Origin of the sequence: Pseudomonas sp. S3(2024), assembly GCF_036861315.1 — a bacterium.
In the GTDB taxonomy this organism is placed as follows: domain Bacteria; phylum Pseudomonadota; class Gammaproteobacteria; order Pseudomonadales; family Pseudomonadaceae; genus Aquipseudomonas; species Aquipseudomonas putida_A.
Map to the genome: position 1 here is coordinate 212,230 of NZ_JAZAQQ010000002.1, position 21,818 is coordinate 234,047.

Consider the following 21,818-nt stretch of genomic DNA (forward strand, 5'->3'; position numbering starts at 1 on the left):
TGAATTACTTAGACGAGACTGAATCATGGCCCTCGACATTCACGCTCACCGCATCCTGATCCTCGACTTCGGTTCGCAATACACCCAGCTGATTGCCCGCCGCGTGCGCGAGATCGGTGTGTACTGCGAGCTGCACCCGTTCGACATGGACGAAGAAGCGATCCGCGAATTCGCGCCTAAAGGCGTCATCCTCGCCGGCGGCCCCGAGTCCGTGCACGAAGCCAACAGCCCGCGCTGCCCGCAAGCGGTGTTTGACCTGGGCGTGCCGGTCTTCGGTATCTGCTACGGCATGCAGACCATGGCCGAGCAACTGGGCGGCAAGGTTGAAGGTTCCGAGCTGCGTGAGTTCGGTTACGCTCGCGTTGACGTAGTCGGCAAGAGCCGCTTGCTTGACGGCATCGAGGACCACATCGACGCCGACGGCCTGTTCGGTCTCGACGTGTGGATGAGCCACGGTGACAAGGTCACCAAGATGCCGGAAGACTTCCACATCCTCGCCAGCACCCCAAGCTGCCCGATCGCCGGCATGTTCAACGACGAACGCGCTTACTACGGCGTGCAGTTCCACCCGGAAGTGACCCATACCAAGCAGGGCGGTCGCATCCTCTCGCGCTTCGTGCTCGACATCTGCGGCTGTGAAGCCCTGTGGACTCCGTCGAAGATCGCTGAAGACGCCATCGCCAACATCCGCGCACAGGTCGGCACCGACAACGTGCTGCTGGGTCTGTCCGGCGGCGTTGACTCCTCGGTGGTTGCGGCGCTGCTGCACAAAGCCATCGGCGATCAACTGACCTGCGTCTTCGTCGACAACGGCCTGCTGCGTCTGCACGAAGGCGAGCAAGTGATGGCCATGTTCGCCGAGAACATGGGCGTCAAGGTGATCCGCGCCAACGCTGAAGAGCAGTTCCTGAACAACCTGGCCGGCGAAGCCGACCCGGAGAAGAAGCGCAAGATCATCGGCCGTACCTTCATCGACGTGTTCGATGCCGAATCCTGCAAGCTGGACAACATCAAGTACCTGGCGCAAGGCACCATCTACCCGGACGTGATCGAGTCGGCTGGCGCGAAAAGCGGCAAGGCGCACGTGATCAAGTCGCACCACAACGTGGGCGGCCTGCCGGAAGAAATGAACCTGAAACTGGTCGAGCCCCTGCGCGAACTGTTCAAGGACGAAGTCCGTCGTCTGGGTCTGGAACTGGGCCTGCCGTACGACATGGTCTACCGTCACCCGTTCCCGGGCCCGGGTCTGGGCGTGCGCATCCTCGGTGAAGTGAAGAAGGAATACGCCGACCTGCTGCGTCGCGCCGACCATATCTTCATCGAAGAACTGCGCAAAGCCGACTGGTACCACAAAGTCAGCCAGGCCTTCGTGGTGTTCCAGCCAGTGAAATCGGTTGGCGTGGTCGGCGACGGCCGTCGTTACGCCTGGGTCGTGGCCCTGCGTGCCGTGGAAACCATCGACTTCATGACAGCACGTTGGGCACACCTGCCTTACGAATTGCTGGAAACCGTCTCCGGCCGCATCATCAATGAAATCGAAGGTATTTCGCGCGTCACTTACGACGTGTCGAGCAAGCCGCCGGCGACCATTGAGTGGGAGTGATCCCGCGCAAGCCGTAAAGGCTTGATCGCCGCAACCGAAAAGCCGTGTGAAATCCGTTTCACACGGCTTTTCTGTTTTTGCGTTACAGCGGTTTTGACCAGCCACCCAGTTGCATGCCCATGTCATCCAGAGCTTGCAGCAGGGCTTTCATGCTCGGGTAGCGTTTACCGCTCACCGAAGGCCAGCCGGGGCGTTCGATGTAGAAGTGCTTGCCGTCTGTGTCGATGACGGTCCGTACCAGTTCTCGGGTGCGGCTGCGATGGACAATGAACGTCAGGTTGGGTTGCTGCTTCAGGGAGTACATGCCGTAGCGAGGCAGCAGGGTTTCGAATTCGGTCATGGTGTGCGCGGTCCAGGGTGTTTCGATTTGCAGGCGCAAGTCGCCTCTGACCAGCGCGGAACGATCGTGCGCCGTACCGCCCAAGGGCAGGATTCTCCCGGGATCGACTTCAATGCCCCGTGAAGTCCCTTCGGCGACATCCTCGACGCGAATGCCGATCGCCTCTTCCAGTTCGCTGACGCCGGCAACCCCGTCAAAAGTGTTGGAGTGAGAGTTGCCCATCAGCGCCACCCATTTGTGCGCGCCGCGTGCGGACTGATCGGCACGGATCATCAGACGCGCGAAGTAATTCATCATTTTCTGCCGCGCGGTGTTGTTGCCCAATGGCAAGTCCATGCCGTTGAGTCGGTAACTCGCCATGCAATCGATGGCTTGTACATGGATCCCTTGCTTTCTGGCTTCCTTGACCAGTTCCAGGAACGTGTAGCGCTCCAGCGGATCGGTCATGTTGCCGACGTCGAGTGCCTTGAGATAGGCCTCGAGTTTTTGCGGCATGTTGCCGGTGCGGAAGAATTCATCCAGCGCGGCTTGATGGAAGTCGGTCAGCAGGTGCTCCATGTACAGGCTCTTCACCTGTTTGCTGGCGAGCAATGGCATGTTCTCGATCAGCCATTGCTTGCTGCCGATGGCCGTGTGGCTCTCGCCGAGCACCAGGCCCCGGGCATGTTCGAGGATTTTCTCGATAATTTCTTCGGCGGTCGCGTCTGCCGCCAGGGCGGGCACCGGAGGACGATCGGGCAGGCGCAGCGTGCTGAAAAAATCCAGTGCATCGTGATACAGGCGTTTGCGGATGACCTTGAAGTCGCGGTAGGCATCGAACTCGTTCAGGCTGTCGTAGAAATCGCGCAAGGCCTCGTCATTCAGCCCGGCCGCGCCTTCTTCAAGGTGCGCCTTGAGTGGGGCAGGTACGTCGTATTGCGAGGCGGGCAGGGCGGCCACGGTGCTGCGGCTGCTTGAACCGGCCAGACCCGAAGACTTGCCGCCGCCGCTGAGTCCTGCGCGAGGCATGGCTTCCCATTCACCCTCAGGGTTCAGGCGTACCGGGATCGAGCGAGTAAAGCCGTGGGGGTGCTCGGGATCGATGACCGCCCAGTGTCCGCTGCCGTTGATATCGGCTTCGTAGCGGACGTAATAGGCGGTGTCGTCCATCATGATGGCGGTCGACGGGTTCGAATCGAGCAGATAAATGCCCTGGAATTTTCCGGGTTCGCTCACCGGCGTAACGCCGTCGAGCAACTCATTGGCTTGCCAGCTCGGCGGAATGACCGGTCGCGGGGTGTCTTCAATCAGTGTTGTGGCAATCGGCTCAGGCCCACCCATCGGCGTCCCGCCTTTATCGGTCAGGTCGCTCATCTCCGCCGCTTCGGCGGCATCCACCTCGGGGCCGACCTCGGCCAGCGATCCCGGACCCTTGAGTGCCAGCAGATTGAACAGCATGTCGATGCCGTTGAGCACCGCCCCGACAATCCCGGCCTTGCGCTCGGCCGCGGTTTTGCCATTGACCGCCTGATCGATGTTCAGCCCCATGTTGGCAATGCTGGCGCCGATCACCGGCAATGCGACTGGCCAGCCGACCACCGCCATTGGCCCGAACACCTTGACCCCGGCGCTGAGGTAGCCGATCCACAGCTTCTTGCGCAGGTCACCGTTAGAGGTCAGGGACAGGCTGGCTTCGGCAAACATCGCCGCGCGGGTCGAGTCACTCAGCCAGGTGAAGGCGTCGCCACTGACCGCGCGGTTGTCCTGATTGATCAGCGAATGGTCGTAGCGGCCCCACGTCGCCACCAGGCGATTCATCAGGTCACCGAGGTTGGCGTTGATCTGCTGCCGGTCGGCCAGCGAGAAATGCGCAAGGAATGTCTCGCGCGCCGCAGGTGTGTTCATCCGCTGCAGGATCCAGAAGTGCAGGTCGGTGGCGCTTTCCAGTACATGGAATGCATCGCTGTCGCCGGGCAGGTAGAGGATCTGCCGACCCTGGGGCATGACGAAACGCAGGACGTTGGTAGCGGCGTAACCGGCAATGTCCAGCGTGCGCACACTGTCCGGGCAAGGGTGGCTGGTCTGCAGCAATGGCAGGCTGACTGGCCACGTCAGCGGGCCGATCGCCGCTTGCGTGACGAACTGGAAATCCTCGCCACTCAGCTGACGTTTGTCCCGCGCCTGCAGCGCTTTGATCAGGAAATTGCATTTGGCCAGGGTACGAAAGTCGCTGCCGCTGGTGTTCCAGAAAGCGTTCAGCTGAGCGTCGTACAGCGCGCTGAAGTCGATGCTCCAGAAGTCCTTGAGCACATCGTTGCCATGCAGGCGCACTTCATTGCGTTCATCGAAGGTGCGGGCATCGGGGCCGGCAGTGTAGAAGCCGCCATAGACGTCGAGCAGGTCGGCGTTATCCTGATCGGCGACGCGGAAACGGTGAATCACCAACTGGGTCAGGGTCATGCTTGACGTGGGCGTGGCGTGCACGTGCTCCCAGCCGGTGAAGGCATTCGAGCTGCTTTGCGAGGCGTCGAAGCGGTGGAAATACACCTGATCCGGGTCGAGGCCGTGGACCTGGTATTTGATCAACAAGTCGCTGGCGACCTGTCGAGCAGCGTCCTGCAGGCTCGGGCAGGTCTGGATGACGGTGGCGGCAATCGCCTTGAGCGCGGCCTTGTCGGCGGCATTGGGCATCGGGTTGGGCATGTGTTTGGGCTCTCTTTCCTTGAGAAACGGGTGGCACAGGATGGCCCGGCTGTTCGATGCATGTGCACTACATAGTTATGTCACTTGATCGATCGAAATCGTGTACGCGCGAGGCGCAACTGCGTCCATCCGCCGCGCTGCCCTTACTGTTTCGCAATTGCAGGTGTATCGTATTTGCCTTTTGCGGGCCCGGTGCCCGACGCAGATACGTGAGGTAGTTGAGTTCATGTCCTTTACCCGTCGCCAAATCCTCGGTGGCCTGGCCGGTCTTGTTGTCGTTGGTGTCGGGGCGGGAGGCGCGTCGCGCTACTGGCTGGGCAAGTTGGCCGATGCTGACGCGGGCCACGACTACGAGCTGATCGCGGCGCCACTGGACGTTGAGCTGGTGCCGGGGCACAAGACCGAGGCCTGGGCGTTCGGCCCATCGGCGCCGGGCACTGAATTGCGTGTGCGTCAGGGCGAGTGGTTGCGGGTGCGCTTCATCAACCACCTGCCGGTGGCGACCACCATTCACTGGCACGGCATTCGTCTGCCGCTGGAGATGGACGGCGTGCCTTACGTCTCGCAATTGCCGGTGCTGCCCGGTGAATACTTCGATTACAAATTCCGCGTGCCGGACGCCGGCAGCTACTGGTATCACCCGCACGTCAGCAGCAGCGAAGAGCTGGGGCGCGGGCTGGTCGGGCCGTTGATTGTCGAAGAGCGCGAGCCGACCGGTTTCAAGTACGAAAAAACCCTGAGCCTGAAGAACTGGCACATTGACGAGCAAGGCAATTTCGTCGAGTTCAGCATTCCCCGTGAAGCGGCCCGTGGCGGTACGGCGGGGCGCTTGTCGACCATCAACGGCGTGCCAACGCCGGTGATCGAGTTGCCGGCGGGGCAGATTACCCGGGTGCGTTTGCTCAACCTCGACAACACCCTGACGTATCGCATCAACATCCCCGGCGTTGAGGCGCAGATCTATGCGCTGGACGGCAACCCGATCGAGCCGCGGCCGCTGGGCAAGGAATACTGGCTCGGCCCGGGCATGCGTATTTGTCTGGCGATCAAGGCGCCGCCGGCTGGTGAAGAGTTGTCGCTGCGCAATGGCCCGGTGCGGTTGGGCACATTGCGTTCGGTGGCCAATAACGATGCGCCGACCACGTGGCCGAAAGCCTTGCCCGCCAACCCGGTGGCCGAGCCGGATCTGGCGAATGCCGAGAAACTCAACTTCAATTTCGAATGGGTCGGTTCGGTGTCGGTGAATGTCGACAACGGCAAGCCACCGAGCCTGTGGCAGATCAACGGCAAGGCCTGGGACATCACTGACAAGACCTGCGCCGATCGGCCGATTGCCAGCCTGAAGCTGGGCCAGAGCTACATCTTCGAATTGAAGAACATGACCCAGTACCAGCACCCGATTCACCTGCACGGCATGAGCTTCAAGGTGATTGCGTCGAACCGGCACAAGATCACCCCGTACTTCACCGACACCTATCTGCTGGGCAAGAACGAGCGTGCGCAAGTGGCGCTGGTGGCGGATAACCCGGGGGTGTGGATGTTCCACTGCCATGTCATCGACCACATGGAAACCGGCCTGATGGCCGCCATCGAGGTGAAGTGATGCGCCAGATTCGCCCCGCCGCGATCATCGACCGCAGCCGTGACCGCGACTTCATGCGCGAAGCCCTGGATCTCGCCGCCCAAGGCGCAGCCCTCGGCGAAGTGCCGGTGGGCGCGGTGCTGGTGCAGAACGGCGAGATCATCGGGCGTGGCTACAACTGCCCGATCACCACCAGCGACCCGAGTGCCCACGCGGAAATGGTCGCGATCCGCGCTGCTGCCCAGGCCATCAACAACTATCGCCTGCCGGGCAGCACGCTGTACGTGACGCTGGAACCGTGCAGCATGTGCGCAGGGCTGATCGTGCATTCACGCATTGCGCGGGTGGTGTATGGCGCGCTGGAGCCGAAGGCCGGGATTGTGCAGAGTCAGGGGCAGTTCTTTACCCAGGGCTTTTTGAATCACCGGGTGTTGTATGAAGGTGGGGTGCTGGCCGAAGAATGTGGAGCAGTGCTGACCGAATTCTTCAGAGCCCGTCGCGCAAAACCATCTGAATAAACACAACCCCCAACTGTAGGAGTGAGCCTGCTCGCGATAGCGGTCTGACATTCAACATTGCTTTGACTGTCAGACCGCTATCGCGAGCAGGCTCACTCCTACAAGGTTATGCGGTGTTTGAGAGGGTTACTTACGGGCCACAATCACCGCGCGCATCGGCGCCGGCAGCCCTTCGATAGTCTTGCTGTGATCCTCGGGATCAAGGAAGTCGCTCAACGACTGATACTTCATCCACTCGGTACCGCGTTGTTCTTCAACGGTGGTGGTGCTGACGTCCACACACTTCACATCGGTGAACCCGGCCCGACGCAGCCACAATTCCAGCGCCGGTACCGATGGCAGGAACCACACGTTGCGCATCTGCGCGTAGCGATCTTCCGGCACCAGCACTTGATGCTTGTCGCCTTCAACCACCAGCGTTTCCAGCACCAGTTCGCCGCCCTTGACCAGGCAATCCTTCAGCGCCAGCAAATGCTCGATCGGCGAACGTCGGTGGTAGAACACACCCATCGAAAACACTGTGTCGAAGCCTTCAAGGTTCGGCGGCAGGTCTTCGAACGGGAACGGCAGGTGCCAGGCATTCGGCTCGGACAGATAACGCTGCACGGCCTGGAACTGGCAGAAGAACAGCCAGTTCGGATCGACGCCGATCACGCTGTCGGCACCGGCGCCGAGCATGCGCCACATGTAATAGCCGTTGCCGCAACCGACGTCGAGGATGCGTTTGCCCTTCAGGTCCAGATGCGGGGCGAGCCGCGACCACTTCCAGTCCGAGCGCCATTCGGTGTCGACGTGTACGCCGAACAGGTCGAACGGCCCCTTGCGCCACGGCGACAGGCCCATCAGCGCGGTGCGCATTTGTGCGCGGGTTTCGTCGTCGCAGTCGGTGTCGAGTTTCAGGCCGTTGAGCAGATCGACTTCAGTCGGCTGGAGTTTCGGCAATGCGTCCAGCGCGCTCTGCCAGCGCTCCAGATCGCCGTGACCTTTCTCCATTTTCTTGTCGAGTTGCCCTTGCAGGGTGTTGGCCCAGTCGGCCAGCGGGGTGCCGGCCAGACGGCGGGCGAGGGGGGACAGATCAATCATGGCAAGGCAATCAACGAGGCAAAGTTAAGACACTGGAACCACGGCACGACTTTCGAGAACCCGGCGGCCAACAGGCGTTCGCGGTGTTCTTCGAGGCTGTCGGGCTTCATGACGTTTTCGATGGCGCTGCGCTTCTGGGCAATTTCCAGTTCGCTGTAGCCGTTGGCGCGTTTGAACGCGACGTGCAGGTCGGTGAGCAGCGCGTGCTCTTGCGCATCGTTGAAGCGCAGTTTCTCCGACAGAATCAGCGCGCCGCCGGGCAGCAGCGACTGACGAATACGCGAGAGCAACGCGGTGCGCTGCTCCGGGGCGATGAATTGCAGGGTGAAGTTCAGCGCTACCACCGAGGCAGGTTTGAATTCGAGCGCGAGAATGTCGCCTTCGATCACTTCGACCGGGAGCAGCTCCTGGAACATCGAATCCTGACCGTTCAGGTACTCGCGGCAGCGTTCGACCATCGCCGCCGAGTTATCCACCGCGATCACCCGGCAACCGTCGGTGCGCACGTGACGGCGCAAGGCTTGAGTCACGGCGCCGAGCGAAGCACCGAGGTCGTACAGAACGCTGTTCGGTTGAGCGAATTGCGCCGCGAGTACGCCGAGGTTTTCGACGATGGTCGGGTAACCCGGCACCGAGCGCTTGATCATGTCCGGGAACACCCGCACCACGTCCTCGTTGAAGGCGAAGTCAGGCACCTGGGCCATCGGCTGGGCGAAAATGCGATCGGGTTCTTTGCTCACGGCGGTTCCGGCGGTGTTGATGAAAAGGCCGGCATTTTAGCCAAAGTGACGCTGGGATGCTTGGGTTGTCTGATAAAGCGCATCAAGCAAACCTTAAGCACACACCTGTGGCGAGGGAGCTTGCTCCCGCTCGGCTGCGCAGCAGTCGCAAAACCTGATTACCGGATATACCTGCAGTATCTCGTGTGGCGATTTTGGGGTCGCTTCGCAACCCAGCGGGAGCAAGCTCCCTCGCCACAGGGGTTAGTGGGGGTTTTTGGAGAACGCGGAGGCCGTGATCCCCCACTGCCCCAGCCAGTAACTGAGGATGATTACGTACGGCGCGGCGTGGAATGGCGATACGAAGCGATCAATGCCAATCACACTGTCGGAGAACACGAACGCCAGCGCACCCGCCGCCGCCAGCAGCGCCGAACGCTTGGGCACATCGGTGCCGAGGCGGGCGAGGGCGCGCCAGAGCATGGCGCTGATCGCGGTGCCATAGACGAGCACTGGCACTAGCAACGGCCCGAGGCCACTGGAAATCAAAATCCCCAGCAGCACCGCGCCGACGCCGAGCGCGAGCACCAGCGGCAAGAGCGCCAAACGCTTGCAATCGCTGAGGTAAGCCTTGAGGTACGCCAGATGCGCCACCAGAAACGCACCGAGGCCAAACACAAACAAATCCCCCGGCCACGCCAGCAGCACGTCACCGAGCACAGAGAAAATCAGCCCCAGACTGATCCAGCGCCGATAGTCGCTGGGTGGCGCATCGTGCAGCCAGCCGAGCAACGCCAGCACCGGTAACGGTTTGACCAACAGGCAGAGCAACGCCGCATGCGTGCTCACACCGTAGAGAAAGGTCACCGCGCCCATCAGCGCCAGAATCAGCCAGCCCACGATCAGTTCACCGAAATGGCGCAGTCGAAGGTTTCTGCCGGTTCAACTTCCGGTTCCCACGGCTGCTGCGAGGTCAGGCGCAGGCGGCCGTTGCCGGTGGCGAAGGCCTGAAAGCGCCAGGTGGAGAAACCGCCCGCACCGACCATGCCGGAATCTTTCGGACTGCTGTAAACCTCAGGGCTGAGTGCATGTAGCACGCCACCGGCCGAATCCTGAATTGCCCAGCGATAGCCCGTGGTCGGGTTGCTCGGCAGCATCACGATCAGGTTTTGTCCGTTGGTCAACTGCACGGGGCATTCGCTCTGGTTTTCCACGGTCACGTTCTGTTTTGGCTGCGTGGCGCAGGCGGCCAGCAAAGAGAGGGCGAGAGGGACAAACAGGCGAGTGGCGGACATAGGCTCAGTGGCTCCGGCATTGACGACGAACGGCGAGCATAACTGAAGATGAGACAAAGTGTGACGGTCAGGCGGTTCTGTGGTGTTGCCACAGACGCCTTCGCGAGCAAGCCCGCTCCCACAGTAGTTGTGTGGTGACCACAAATGCTGTGTTCACTACAGAACCCTGTGGGAGCGGGCTTGCTCGCGAAGGCGGCGTGTCAGGCTCTGGATAACTGTCAGAACAACACTTTCGCCACATCCGCAAAGCGCTTGGCGAAGTGCACGGTAATGCCTTCCTTCAGATAATCCGGCAACTCCTCAAAGTTGCCCCGGTTCGGCTCCGGCAGGATCAGTTCGAAGATCTTCTGCCTTCTCGCCGCAATCACCTTCTCGCGCACTCCGCCAATCGGCAGCACATGCCCGGTCAGCGTCAGTTCGCCGGTCATCGCCACGCCTTTTTTCGGCGGCTGATTGCGGGCGAGCGAGAGCAGGGCGCTGGCCATGGTCACGCCGGCGCTCGGGCCGTCTTTCGGTGTGGCACCTTCGGGTACGTGCAGGTGGACGAAGGCTTCATCGAAGAATTTCGCATCGCCGCCAAACTGTTTCAGGTGCGAGCTGACGTAGCTGTAGGCGATCTCCGCCGACTCTTTCATTACATCGCCCAGTTGTCCGGTGAGTTTGAAACCACGGTTGAGCGTGTGAATCCGCGTGGCTTCGATCGGCAGGGTCGCGCCGCCCATGCTGGTCCAGGCCAGACCGGTGATCACACCGGTGCCTGACAGCACTTGTTCATTGCGGAACACTGGATGGCCCAGCGAGGCTTCGAGGTCTTTCGGGCCAAGCTTGATCACCGCTTTCGGGTCGTCGATCAGTTTCATCACGGCTTTGCGCACCAGTTTGCCCATCTGTTTTTCCAGCTGGCGCACCCCGGCTTCGCGGGCGTAACCGTCGATCAAGGCCTTGAGCGCGCTGTCGCTGATGCTCAGGCTGCCTTTGGACACGCCGGCCTTTTCCAGCAGCTTCGGCCACAGGTGGCGCTTGGCGATGGCGACTTTTTCTTCGGTGATGTAGCCCGACAGGCGAATCACCTCCATGCGGTCCAGCAACGGCCCGGGAATCGAATCCAGGGTGTTGGCGGTGCATACGAACAGCACTTTCGACAGGTCCATGCGCAGGTCGAGATAGTGATCGAGGAATTCGACGTTCTGTTCCGGATCGAGGGTTTCCAGCAGCGCCGACGCCGGATCGCCCTGGTAGCTCTGGCCCATCTTGTCGATCTCGTCGAGCATGATCACCGGGTTCATCACTTCGACGTCTTTCAGCGCCTGCACCAGTTTGCCCGGTTGCGCGCCGATGTAGGTGCGGCGGTGGCCCTTGATCTCGGCTTCGTCACGCATGCCGCCGAGGCTGAAGCGGTAGAACGGCCGGCCGAGGGATTCGGCGATGGATTTGCCAACGCTGGTTTTACCCACGCCCGGCGGGCCGACCAGCAATACGATGGAGCCGCTGATTTCGCCTTTATAGGCACCGACCGCAAGGAATTCGAGGATGCGATCCTTGATGTCGTCGAGGCCGGCGTGGTGTTTGTCGAGTACCTTGCGCGCGTACTTGAGATCGAGTTTGTCCTCGCCGTACACGCCCCACGGCACCGAGGTCGCCCAGTCGAGGTAGTTGCGGGTGACCGCGTACTCTGGCGAGCCGGTTTCGAGGATCGACAGTTTGTTCATTTCCTCTTCGAGGCGTTTCTGCACCTGCGCCGGCAGAACCTTGCCTTCCAGGCGTTGCTCGAACTGTTCGAGGTCGGCGCTGCGGTCGTCCTTGGTCAGGCCGAGCTCCTGCTGGATGACCTTGAGTTGTTCCTTGAGGAAGAACTCGCGCTGATGCTCGCCGATCTTGCGATTGACCTCGGCGGAGATCTCTTTCTGCAGGCGCGCGACTTCGACTTCCTTGCGCAGCATCGGCAGGACTTTTTCCATGCGCTTGAGCATTGGAACGCAGTCGAGCACTTCCTGCAGCTCATTACCTGTCGCCGACGTGAGGGCGGCGGCGAAGTCGGTCAGCGGCGACGGATCGTTGGGGCTGAAGCGGTTGAGGTAGTTCTTCAGCTCTTCGCTGTACAGCGGGTTGAGCGGCAGCAGTTCCTTGATCGCGTTGATCAGCGCCATGCCGTAGGCCTTGACCTCGTCGGTCGGCTCGGTCGGCTGGTGCGGGTATTCGACTTCGACCAGGTACGGCGGGCGGTGGTGTTTGAGCCAGGTCTTGATGCGCACGCGGCTCAGGCCTTGGGCGACGAACTGCAATTTGCCGTTTTCGCGGCTGGCGTGATGGACTTTGACCAGCGTGCCGTATTCGGGAAGGGCGCCGGTGTTGAAGTGGCGCGGGTCTTCCTGGGGCGTGTCCATGAAGAACAGGGCCAGGGAGTGGTGGTCGGATTTGCTCACCAGATCGAGGGTTTCGGCCCAGGGTTCTTCGTTGACGATGACCGGCAGCACTTGGGCCGGGAAGAACGGGCGGTTGTGGATCGGGATGACGTAGACCTTGTCCGGCAGGTTCTGGCCGGGCAGGGCCAGGCCTTTGCCGGATGAGGTGTGTTCGATGTGTTCTGCTTCGGTGTAGTCGTCTGGGTTGTCCGGGAATTCTTGCTGGTCGCTCATGGGGCACCTGCGCAATGGGGTATGGGTCTTAGATGGGGCAGGCTTTGGGTGGTTTCAATGGGGGGCGGTGTTTCTGCTTGTGCGTTCAGGGTTTTGACAGGCGTCACGCTTTGGGCTTGGCGGCCTTTGGGCCGACCAGGTTCTTGGGGTTTTGGGGGTATATCCGTTTTTTTGGGTGTGGCGGCTGGCGGTTTCGCCCTTACGGCGAGTCACCTTTTCCAGACGCCGAAAAGGTAACCGAAAAGGCTTGCTCCTGCGTTCGGCCCGCTCGCTGGGGCTCGGGGTTCCTTCGCTCCGGGACTGATCCGTGGGGCAGCGCCTCCGGTTTGCTTCGCTGCACCTCCTCTCGCTGTGTTTGGCTGCGCCAAACGGTCGCTGCGCTCCCACCCCCGGATCAATCCCTCCACTCAGCCTTCCGACGTCGCCCGTGGATCAAAATCAAGAGCGGTACTCGAGCTTGCGCTCATTGTTTTGAGTGGGGCGGCTGCGCCGCATGGGGCATACACAAATCAAAACTGTGGGAGCTGGCTTGCCGGCGATGGCGGCCTGACAGCCGACCGATCTCCAACTGACCACACCGATTCCAACTGTAGGAGTGAGCCTGCTCGCGATGGCGGCCTGACAGCCGACCGATCTCCAACTGACCACACCGATTCCAACTGTAGGAGTGAGCCTGCTCGCGATGGCGGCCTACGAGCCGACCAATCTCTAACTGACTCAACCAATTCCACTGTGGGAGCGGGCTTGCTCGCGAAAGCGGTGTGTCAGTCACCGCAAGTGTTGGATGTGCTGACGCTTTCGCGAGCAAGCCCGCTCCCACTATGGCTCAGCTGTGTGCCGCAGATTGGGTGATTTCCACATTATCCAGCACTCGGTTCACCGCCAGTTCGGCGAGCATGATGATTTGCTGAATGGCCAGTATCGTCCGGCGCTGCGGGATGTCGATGTACGCGGCGATGTCGCTGGTCATGAGGCTGGCTTGGGCCAGCGATTCGCAGGCGTGGACCAGCAGGCTTTCGTTGTCCATGTCCGGGGCGACCTGGAACATGCTGCTGGGTTTGTGGAATCTCACCGCGGCGGCGGAGGGCTTCAGGTAGTGATCCAGCGCACGCTCGGCGGCGTCGTGGAGTTTTCTGGAATCGAGAGATTCGTAGGGGGAGGTTTCGGGGGGATTGGGTGTGGGTTTGATCATGGTGAATTCTCAGTTGGTGAAGTGGAGCTACATTCAATTGCCGCGACGCAATATGAGGTGGCAGCTGTACGCGGGTTCGCGGACCGATAACTGAGGAATCGGCATACCCCCAAAGAAGGTATCCCGCGCACAGCCGCCATGACACAACCAACAGGCATCCGAGATGCTGTCAGGTTGGCGATTATGCATCAGTTATCAGGCCGCGACGCCCGGCCGCTGAATTTCCAGCGACCACCAAAGCCTATCCACCCGACTTCCGAGGCACAACCGACGCATCCTGTCGGAAATCTCCCGCTCACAACGCGCTTCTGTAGGAGGAACACCTTCCTTTGTAGGAGTGAGCCTGCTCGCGATAGCGGTAAATCAGTCACCGAAAGTATTGACTGAAATACCGCTATCGCGAGCAGGCTCACTCCTACAGTGTTTGGGGTGAATTCAACATCGATGTGCACAAAAAAGGCGATGCCCCTCACGGAACATCGCCTTTCCTTTACCGCCGCTAAAGCTTATTCCGGCAGTTTGTACGCAATCACATAGTCACCCATCTTGGTGCCCAGCGAGCCGTGACCGCCGACAACGAGCAGCACGTATTGCTTGCCGTCCTTGCCGGTGTAGGTCATCGGGGTCGCTTGGCCGCCGGCAGGCAGACGCGATTTCCACAGTTCTTTACCGGTGTTCACGTCGTAGGCGCGCAGGTACTGGTCGAGGGTGCCGCTGAGGAAGCCGACGCCGCCTGCAGTGACCATCGAGCCGCCCATGCTTGGCACGCCCAGGGTGAAGCCGATCGGGATTGGCGAGCTGTCGCGGCTGGTGCCGTTCTTGCGTTTCCACACGACTTTGCCAGTGGTCAGGTCGATACCGGCAACGTAGCCCCAGGCCGGGGCCTGGCACGGTACGCCCAGTGGCGACATGAACGGGTGCATGATCACCGCGTATGGCGCGCCGGTGTTTGGCTGCACGCCAGCGGTTTCGCTCTCGCGTTTGCTGCCGGCGGCGACTTTCTCGCGTGGCACCATTTTCGAAACGAAGGCCATGTAGTTCGGGCTGGTGAAGAGCATTTGGCGAACCGGGTCGACCGAGACGCCGCCCCAGTTGAACACGCCGACGTTACCCGGATAGATCAGGCTGCCCTGTTCCGACGGAGGCGTGTATTGGCCTTCGTAGCGCAGTTCCTTGAACTGGATGCGGCACAGCATCTGGTCGAACGGGCTCGCGCCCCACATGGCTTTTTCGGTCAGTTCCGGGGCCAGCAGGTTGAGGTCCGAACGGGCCTGGGTCGGTGCGGTGTGGTCGCCTTTCACGGCGCCTTGCGGAACCGGGATTTCCTTGATCGGGATGATCGGCGTGCCGTCACGACGGTCGAGGACGTACAGGCTGCCCTGTTTGGTCGGGGCGATCAGCGCCGGTTTCACGCCGTCGGCGGTTTTCATGTCGAGCAGGGTTGGCTGGCTGCCAACGTCCATGTCCCACAGGTCGTGGTGGGTGAACTGGTAGTTCCAGCGCACTTTACCGGTGGCCAGGTCGAGGGCAACGATGCCGGCGCTGAATTTCTCGGCGCCTGGAGTGCGGTCTGCGCCCCACTGGTCTGGAGTCTGGTTGCCCAGTGGCAGGAAGACCATGCCGAGTTTTTCGTCGACGCTGGCCAGCGACCACATGTTGGCCGAGTTGCGGCTGTAAGTTTCGCCCGGCGCCAACGGCTCGGTGGCGTCCGGCTTGTCGCTGTCCCAGTTCCACACGAGGTGGCCGTCGTGCACGTCGAAGGCGCGGATCACGCCCGATGGCTCGTTGGTCGACTCGTTGTCGGTGACGTGACCGCCCATGATCACCAGATCACGGGTAATCGCCGCTGGCGAGGTGGAGTAGTAGCCACCGGCGGTGAATGGGCCGATGCCTTGGGTCAGGTCGACCACGCCGTTTTTGCCGAAGCCTTCGCAGATCTTGCCGGTGTCGGCGTTCAGAGCGATCAGACGGGCATCGGCGGTTGGCAGGTACAGGCGACGCGGGCAGGCCTGAGCGACAGCTTTACCAGCTTCGGAGATAACGGCGGAAGCGGCGTTCTCAGACTTGGCGTAAGCGGCTTCGTCGTAGTACGACACGCCACGGCAGGTCATGTGGGCGAAGCCCTTGAAACCCTCCGGGCTCTTGATCTGCGGGTCGAAGCGCCACAGTTCCTTGCCGGTGTCCGGATCCAGCGCCAGCACTTTGCTGTGCGCGGTGCAGGCATAGAGCATGCCGTTGGCTTTGAGCGGGGTGTTTTCGTTGGTCAGCTCGACCGGGTCATCCGCAGTCGGCAGGTCGCCGGTCTGGATGCGCCAGGCTTCTTGCAGCTTGCCGACGTTGGCCGGAGTGATCTGCTTCAGCGGCGAGTAGCGGTCACCGAATTCGGTGCGGCCATAGGCCTGCCAGTCGCCATCAGGCATTTGCGGCGCGGTGCTGGTCATGTCTGCGGTGTCGCGGCCCAGTTCGCCAAAGGTTTCGCCCGGGTGGGTGAACAGGCTGGCCAGGGCAGTGACGCCGGCCAGCACCACGGCCACGGTCAGGCCACCCGTGCCCATCGGCGCCGGGCCATTGAGCAGCAGGGGACGACGGAACCACGGCAGCAACATCACGATGCCGAGAACGAACCACAGGGCCAGACGCGGCACCAGTTGCCACCAGTCCAGACCGACTTCCCACAAGGCCCAGACCGTGCTGGCGAACAGCACGATGGCGTACAGGCCCAGCGCTGCACGACGACGCAGCAGCAACAGAATGCCGCTCAGCGCAATGCCGATACCGGCCAGCAGGTAGTACAGCGAGCCGCCGAGCATGCTCAGCTTGACTCCCCCGGCCAACATGGCCAGGCCCATCAGTAGAAGCAGAATGCCGAGCAGGCTCGGTAGCAGACGGCCCCGACTCGAAGCACTTTCGGTGCTCATAGTGTGATTCTCCGTGACGTTTATTTAGTCCCGCGCTTTAGTCACTCTAGATGACGATTGGGCGCAGGTATGGTTCAGATAAAAACTTGTCTAGCTAACGAATTTCTTCTGTAGGAGTGAGCCTGCTCGCGATAGCGGTGTTTCAGTCACTGGTAATGTCGCTTGAAACACCGCTATCGCGAGCAGGCTCACTCCTACAATGGATTTGCGTCAGTCGTTTAGAACGAGGACTGGATCTTGATCCCCGCGATCAGTGCGTCATCGACCTTGTCCACACCGCCCGGATGGCGGATGTACTGCAGGTTCGGGCGCACGGTCAGCCAGTTGGCGACGTGCACGCCGTAATACAGTTCGGCGCTGTATTCGGTGTCCTGCGGTGGCAGGAAGGTCGGGTCGTCATAGTCGTAGACGGCGTGCGCCTGATTGCTCGCTTCGGCGTTCTTGCGGAAGGCCGGGTTGACGTGGACGCGGGCCAGGGCGAAACCGATGTCGTCTTTGGCGCGGGCATCGAACGGGCCTTTGTAGACCACGCCGGCCTGCACGTAGTTGTCGATCGCGTTGGTTTTCTTGTCGTGCATCGTCGCGTTGGCAAACACGCTCAAACCGCGCGAGTGGTCGCTGGCGATGCTGGTGACTTGCTGCTGCGCACTGAACCACACGCCGTGTTTGCTCGACGCGCTGCGGTAGGCTTCGCCGCTCAGTGCAGCAGGCTGGCCGTTCTGGTCTTTATAGACGTCAGAGGCCTTGGCGCTGCTGTAGTAGTAACCGGCGCGGTATTCACCCGGCAGGTCGTTGAGTTTCGGCGTCCACACCAGCTCCACCGGCAGCACGGCGCCCTGGGTGCCGCTGCCGCTGAGTTTGAAGCCGTTGCCGCGATCGAGGTTTGACGGGTTCTGCTCGTAGGCGCCGACCTGCGCGTACAGCTCTGGGGTCAGGTGATATTTGACCCGCAGCGCCCACTGGCTGACTGGCCAGTTGTACCAGATGCCGCCGACCCAGTTGCCGACCTGCGAGCCGCAGAACGCCAGGTTCTGGAAATCGCACGGGAAGCTGTTGAAGTCTTCGCCTTCACCGAAGCGGCCGACCTTGATGTCGAGCTTCTGGTCGAAGAATTTCTGCTGGTACCACATCTGCGTCAGGCGCGTGGTCTGGCCACGGCCCCAGACTTCCTGGGCCGAGGTGAAGCCGCCAACGCGTGGATCGTTGATCCGGTCGTTGCTGATGTTGTTGCCGCTGCGCTTGGTGATGGTCAGCTGAAACTCGGCATCGTCCCAGCCGAGGATTTTTTGCAGGTCCAGGTGCGTGCCCAGACCGAACTGATCGCTGTAACGCGCGGTGCGATCGTGGTCGTAGCCGCCGTGCAAGTTGCTGCCCATTTCGCCGGTGTAGTCGAGTTTGAAGTCGTAGCCTTTTTCCGCCAGCTCGGTACGCGTGCCGTTCCAGTCACCGAGCATCCATGGTGAGTCGCTGTCGGAGGCGGGGGCCGCCTGGGCGTAGGTGGCGAAGCCGAGCGCGGTGCAGCCGCCGAGCAGGCGCAGGGCTGAGATAGCGCTGTCTCGGGAGAAGGAAAAATCAGGCATGGGTCAGTCTTTTTTTGGTGTTTTACGGGGGTAAACCGAGCGCTTCAATTTGACGCAGGCAGTGAAGCGATTCAGCTGAAGGGCGGCAGGATAATGATCTGTAACAAAAAGACAAAGGGCTTTTGCAGACATGCAGCATTTCTGATTCGGTAACAGTGCGGCAAACGGGCGCATTGTGGCGATGGCTGCAGGCTGCGATCTTCTCGGGTTGGCCTACATTTGATCCAAGGCCTTCCACCTGACCGGCCCCTCGGCTAAGGTGCGCGGCTTGTGCATTTTCCCTCCGTCCAAAGGCCTGGCATGAACGACCACACTCCCGATCCGCTGCATGGCGTAACCCTCGAACAGATCCTCAATGCGCTGGTGGCGCATTACGAGTGGTCGGGGTTGGCCGAGCGCATCGATATCCGCTGCTTCAAGAGCGATCCGAGCATCAAGTCGAGCCTGACCTTCCTGCGCAAAACCCCGTGGGCGCGGGAGAAGGTCGAGCGCTTGTACGTGAAACTGATGCGCACCAAGCGTCCGCTCTGAGATGGACGCCGTTACGCGGCGACGCCTGATCACGCTCATCGCCACGCTCGGTTGGGCCGGGCTGAGTATCCAGCTGTACCTGATTTTCCTTGCGCGGCTGAGTGTCGATGCCAGCCTGTTGGGCGGGCTGGTGAGTTTCTTCAGTTACTTCACGGTGTTGACCAACACGCTGGTGGCAACGGTGCTGACCTGCGCGGTCACCCGGCGTGAATCCGCTGCGCAGCGCTGGTTTCTGCAACCGTGGGTCAGTAGCGGGGTGGCAGTTAGCATTGCTGTGGTGGGGCTGGCCTACAGCATTTTGCTGCGGCATTTGTGGCACCCGCAGGGCTGGCAGTTTATCGCTGACGAACTGCTGCACGACGTGATGCCGCTGCTGTTTCTCGGTTACTGGTGGTTTTGCGTACCCAAAGGCACGTTGCGCCTTTGGCACCTGCCGCTGTGGCTGATTTACCCGTTGGTGTATTTCATTTACGCCTTGCTGCGCGGGCATCTGCTTGGCGCGTATGCGTATCCGTTCATCGATGTGGCGCTGCTGGGTTATGCACAGGTGTTCATCAATGCCGGAGGGATATTGGTGGGGGTTGTGCTGATTGGCTTGCTGGTGATCGGCATCGACCGCTGGCAGTCAGGACGAAGTTAAAAGGTCAATGTGGGAGCGGGCTTGCTCGCGAAGGCGTCAGGTCAGTCAACATCATGGTTGAATGATCGACCGCATTCGCGAGCAAGCCCGCTCCCACAAGGGTAAATCACTCTTCTGCCGAACCCTCGGCGCGCCAGTAGCCGACGGCTTTGACGAGTTGCTCATTGAGTCCATGCTCATCCAGCAGCACCCGGCGAATCTGTCGCGAGACCCTGGTCTCGGTCGCTACCCACGCATACAGATTGCCCTTGGGCGCCTGCAACTGTTTGACGGTGGTCAGCAGGTTGTCCTTGCCCCCGTCGCGCAGGACCCAGATCACATTGACCTGCGCCTTACTTTCCAGCACTTGTTGCTCGGCACCGTTCTCCACTTCGATCACCACCAGCGCCTTGCGATTGGCCGCCAGACCTTCAAGGCGGCGGGCGATGGCGGGGAGGGCGGTTTCGTCGCCGATCAGCAGGTAGCTGTCGAAGATGTCCGGCACGATCATCGAACCGCGCGGCCCGCCGATGTGCAGGAATTGCCCGGGTCTGGCCTGTTCAGCCCAGGTCGAGGCAGGGCCGTCGCCGTGCAGGACGAAGTCGATGTCCAGCTCGAGTTTGTCCAGGTCATAGCGGCGCGGGGTGTAGTCGCGCATCTCGGGCAGCGGTCCGTTGTCCTTGCCGGCGCCGAGCACCATGGTTTCCAGCGCCGCAGCCTGTTCGGCATTCTGCGGGAACAGCAATTTCACGTGATCGTCGGTGCCCAGGCTGATGAACCCGGCCAGCTCTGGCCCGCCGAGGGTGATGCGGCGCATGCGCGGGGTCAGGTCGACCACGCGCAGGACTTCGAGTTTGCGGCGTTTGATTTCGTGCATCACGCGGTGAATGGTTTGCGTATCGACTGCAGTCATTCGGCTTTCTCCGGGGCAGTTTGAACGGCGGGGCCGTCGACGATGGCTTTGGCGGTGTCGTTGAGCAGCGCGGCAACCCGCTGGATTTCTTCCGCGCTCCAGCGTCCGTGGTGCAGTTGCAAGGCGTGGCGCAGGTTGTGCACCGCCTCGTGGATTTCCGGCGGCCGGTCATGGCCGCGCAACGAGCGTTTGCTGACGTCGATGCGCATGCGCACGCCGTCCAGCGCTACCGCTTGTTCGCTTAGGGACAAACGACCGGCGTCGGTCACGCTGTAACGTTTTTTGCCGGCCTCGGCGTCGCCGCTGATCAGGTCGCTTTCTTCAAGGAAGGTCAGGGTCGGGTAGATCACGCCGGGGCTGGGGCTATAGGCGCCGTCGAACATGCCTTCGATCTGGCGGATCAGGTCATAACCGTGGCACGGCTGCTCGGCGATCAGCGCCAGCAGCAACAATTTCAGATCACCGGGGGCGAAGACCCGTGGGCCGCGTCCACCGCGTTCGCGGCCGGGGCGTTTTTCGAAGCCGTCACGGCCGTCGCCGTGTTCGCGGTGATGATGGGGGGAATGATGGTCTCTCATTTTCCTGCTCTCTCGTCGTGTTTAGATACAACTTAAGATATATCTTTACGCGCTGACAAGGGTTCCTGACCAACGGCGCTCACCTGACCGATCGAATCTGCGGTCGAAAAAACCGGAAAATGATCAAGAAAAAGCAGTATTAAATCCCCTGGCAAAGGCGCAGATTAGTGCTGGTTCTCTAATATTCCGTTTCGCCCTTTATTTCCGGGAAAGTGTGGTACATGTCTTACGGAAGTTGCTATGAAGTTGTGGCGCGTGCAGTCATTCGGCTGGCGCACTGTAGTCTTTATCTTACAGTTGGACAGGAACTTTCCTGAATTTCACGGTTTTTTCTTTCCCATCTAATGGCGTCCAGGCTACAAGGTCGCAGGACGTTGCCTGCTTACTTTAAAGATAAATTGGTTGAACATTCTTCGGCGTTGAAAGTTAACGGTTAGCACTGACTGCTCGTGACTGTTCAGTTCGCCGTGACTGCTCGACGACTCAACTAATTTATATAAGACAGGTATTCAATGATGCTCAAGAAACTCGCCTTTGCCGCCCCTCTGACTGTCTTGGCCATGAGCGCCTCGATGGCGTTTGCCGCCACTGAAGCCAAGCACTCCATCAGTCTCGTGGCGCACGTACCGGCTGACGACTTCTATGCGGTGCCGGTGGATGCCGATCTGGTCAACAAGGATCAGGACATGAGCTACAACCCGGCCACCGATTCGATGCGTGAAGTCAACGGACACTTCGACGTGCTGCACACTGCCGGCAAGGTTCATGCACGTCTGGAAGGGGTGCCGAAGCTGATTGGCGGCAGCAACACCATCGACCTGAAAGTCGAACTCAACGGCAAGACGCTGACCACCACTTCGCAGGAAGTGGTCGGCGATACCGAGTCCAATACGCGTTATCGCGCGCCCTTCAAGATCAGCGCTACCGGTGGCAAACCGGCTGCGGGCGACTACACCGGTGTGGTCATGCTGGTCGTCGAACCTTCGGTTTGATTCATAACGGCAATACCTGACGTTACTTGTCCAGTAA

The 21,818-nt window shown here is 60.9% G+C and carries 17 protein-coding genes; 6 read left to right on the forward strand and 11 right to left on the reverse strand.

Annotated elements, in window-relative coordinates; all coding sequences use genetic code 11:
* Positions 1 to 25 precede the first annotated feature (25 nt).
* Positions 26 to 1,603, forward strand: coding sequence for a glutamine-hydrolyzing GMP synthase (guaA, locus tag VLA07_RS05730; protein ID WP_003227864.1), 1,578 nt, complete (start codon positions 26 to 28; stop codon positions 1,601 to 1,603).
* Between the two features lie 82 nt (positions 1,604 to 1,685).
* Here the strand turns inward: guaA and VLA07_RS05735 are convergent, their stop codons facing one another.
* The gene (locus VLA07_RS05735; RefSeq protein ID WP_333988580.1) at positions 1,686 to 4,625 is read right to left on the reverse strand and encodes a membrane-targeted effector domain-containing toxin; all 2,940 of its coding nucleotides are present in this window, start codon (positions 4,623 to 4,625) and stop codon (positions 1,686 to 1,688) included.
* Between the two features lie 226 nt (positions 4,626 to 4,851).
* Between VLA07_RS05735 and VLA07_RS05740 the strand changes: the two genes are divergently transcribed.
* Positions 4,852 to 6,228, forward strand: a complete 1,377-nt coding sequence (locus VLA07_RS05740) for a multicopper oxidase family protein (RefSeq protein WP_333988581.1) — start codon at positions 4,852 to 4,854, stop codon at positions 6,226 to 6,228.
* A complete protein-coding gene (gene tadA / locus VLA07_RS05745; RefSeq protein ID WP_027612119.1) occupies positions 6,228 to 6,725 on the forward strand; it encodes a tRNA adenosine(34) deaminase TadA in 498 nt (165 codons plus the stop codon). Before VLA07_RS05740 ends, tadA begins: the two co-directional genes overlap by 1 nt.
* A gap of 126 nt (positions 6,726 to 6,851) precedes the next feature.
* Here the strand turns inward: tadA and cmoB are convergent, their stop codons facing one another.
* The 8 genes from cmoB to VLA07_RS05785 form a co-directional block, all read right to left on the reverse strand.
* A complete protein-coding gene (gene cmoB / locus VLA07_RS05750) occupies positions 6,852 to 7,808 on the reverse strand; it encodes a tRNA 5-methoxyuridine(34)/uridine 5-oxyacetic acid(34) synthase CmoB (protein WP_333988582.1) in 957 nt (318 codons plus the stop codon).
* Complete coding sequence (cmoA, locus tag VLA07_RS05755) at positions 7,805 to 8,512, reverse strand: carboxy-S-adenosyl-L-methionine synthase CmoA (RefSeq protein ID WP_208101786.1); 708 nt, start codon at positions 8,510 to 8,512, stop codon at positions 7,805 to 7,807. Before cmoA ends, cmoB begins: the two co-directional genes overlap by 4 nt.
* A 279-nt stretch (positions 8,513 to 8,791) precedes the next feature.
* Positions 8,792 to 9,427: a lysoplasmalogenase gene (locus tag VLA07_RS05760; RefSeq protein ID WP_247268050.1), complete on the reverse strand. Its 636-nt coding sequence runs from the start codon at positions 9,425 to 9,427 to the stop codon at positions 8,792 to 8,794.
* Between the two features lie 2 nt (positions 9,428 to 9,429).
* Positions 9,430 to 9,822 carry a protease inhibitor I42 family protein gene (locus VLA07_RS05765; RefSeq protein WP_098965453.1) on the reverse strand — a complete coding sequence of 131 codons (393 nt, stop codon included), beginning with the start codon at positions 9,820 to 9,822 and terminating at the stop codon, positions 9,430 to 9,432.
* A 218-nt stretch (positions 9,823 to 10,040) separates the two neighbouring features.
* Entirely contained in the window at positions 10,041 to 12,458 is a 2,418-nt protein-coding gene (gene lon / locus VLA07_RS05770; protein WP_027612113.1) for an endopeptidase La, read from the reverse strand.
* A gap of 826 nt (positions 12,459 to 13,284) precedes the next feature.
* Positions 13,285 to 13,650, reverse strand: coding sequence for a DUF6124 family protein (locus VLA07_RS05775; protein WP_027612112.1), 366 nt, complete (start codon positions 13,648 to 13,650; stop codon positions 13,285 to 13,287).
* A gap of 506 nt (positions 13,651 to 14,156) precedes the next feature.
* Positions 14,157 to 16,568: a glucose/quinate/shikimate family membrane-bound PQQ-dependent dehydrogenase gene (locus VLA07_RS05780; RefSeq protein WP_333988583.1), complete on the reverse strand. Its 2,412-nt coding sequence runs from the start codon at positions 16,566 to 16,568 to the stop codon at positions 14,157 to 14,159.
* Positions 16,569 to 16,786: 218 nt separating this feature from the next.
* Positions 16,787 to 18,148: a carbohydrate porin gene (locus tag VLA07_RS05785; RefSeq protein ID WP_333988584.1), complete on the reverse strand. Its 1,362-nt coding sequence runs from the start codon at positions 18,146 to 18,148 to the stop codon at positions 16,787 to 16,789.
* A gap of 300 nt (positions 18,149 to 18,448) precedes the next feature.
* Here VLA07_RS05785 and VLA07_RS05790 point away from each other — a divergent pair, with 300 nt between their 5' ends.
* Together VLA07_RS05790 and VLA07_RS05795 are read left to right on the forward strand one after the other, a co-directional pair.
* Positions 18,449 to 18,679: a VF530 family DNA-binding protein gene (locus tag VLA07_RS05790; RefSeq protein ID WP_003227831.1), complete on the forward strand. Its 231-nt coding sequence runs from the start codon at positions 18,449 to 18,451 to the stop codon at positions 18,677 to 18,679.
* Between the two features lies 1 nt (position 18,680).
* Positions 18,681 to 19,319, forward strand: coding sequence for a Pr6Pr family membrane protein (locus VLA07_RS05795; RefSeq protein WP_330207624.1), 639 nt, complete (start codon positions 18,681 to 18,683; stop codon positions 19,317 to 19,319).
* Positions 19,320 to 19,425: 106 nt separating this feature from the next.
* Here VLA07_RS05795 and VLA07_RS05805 read toward each other — a convergent pair whose 3' ends face one another.
* Both VLA07_RS05805 and VLA07_RS05810 read right to left on the reverse strand, forming a co-directional pair.
* Positions 19,426 to 20,211, reverse strand: coding sequence for a siderophore-interacting protein (locus VLA07_RS05805; RefSeq protein ID WP_333988585.1), 786 nt, complete (start codon positions 20,209 to 20,211; stop codon positions 19,426 to 19,428).
* A complete protein-coding gene (locus VLA07_RS05810; protein WP_096795541.1) occupies positions 20,208 to 20,789 on the reverse strand; it encodes a PadR family transcriptional regulator in 582 nt (193 codons plus the stop codon). The genes VLA07_RS05805 and VLA07_RS05810 overlap by 4 nt, the downstream gene beginning before the upstream one ends.
* A 515-nt stretch (positions 20,790 to 21,304) precedes the next feature.
* Here VLA07_RS05810 and VLA07_RS05815 point away from each other — a divergent pair.
* Positions 21,305 to 21,781 carry a CS1 type fimbrial major subunit gene (locus VLA07_RS05815; protein WP_178085222.1) on the forward strand — a complete coding sequence of 159 codons (477 nt, stop codon included), beginning with the start codon at positions 21,305 to 21,307 and terminating at the stop codon, positions 21,779 to 21,781.
* Positions 21,782 to 21,818 lie beyond the last annotated feature (37 nt).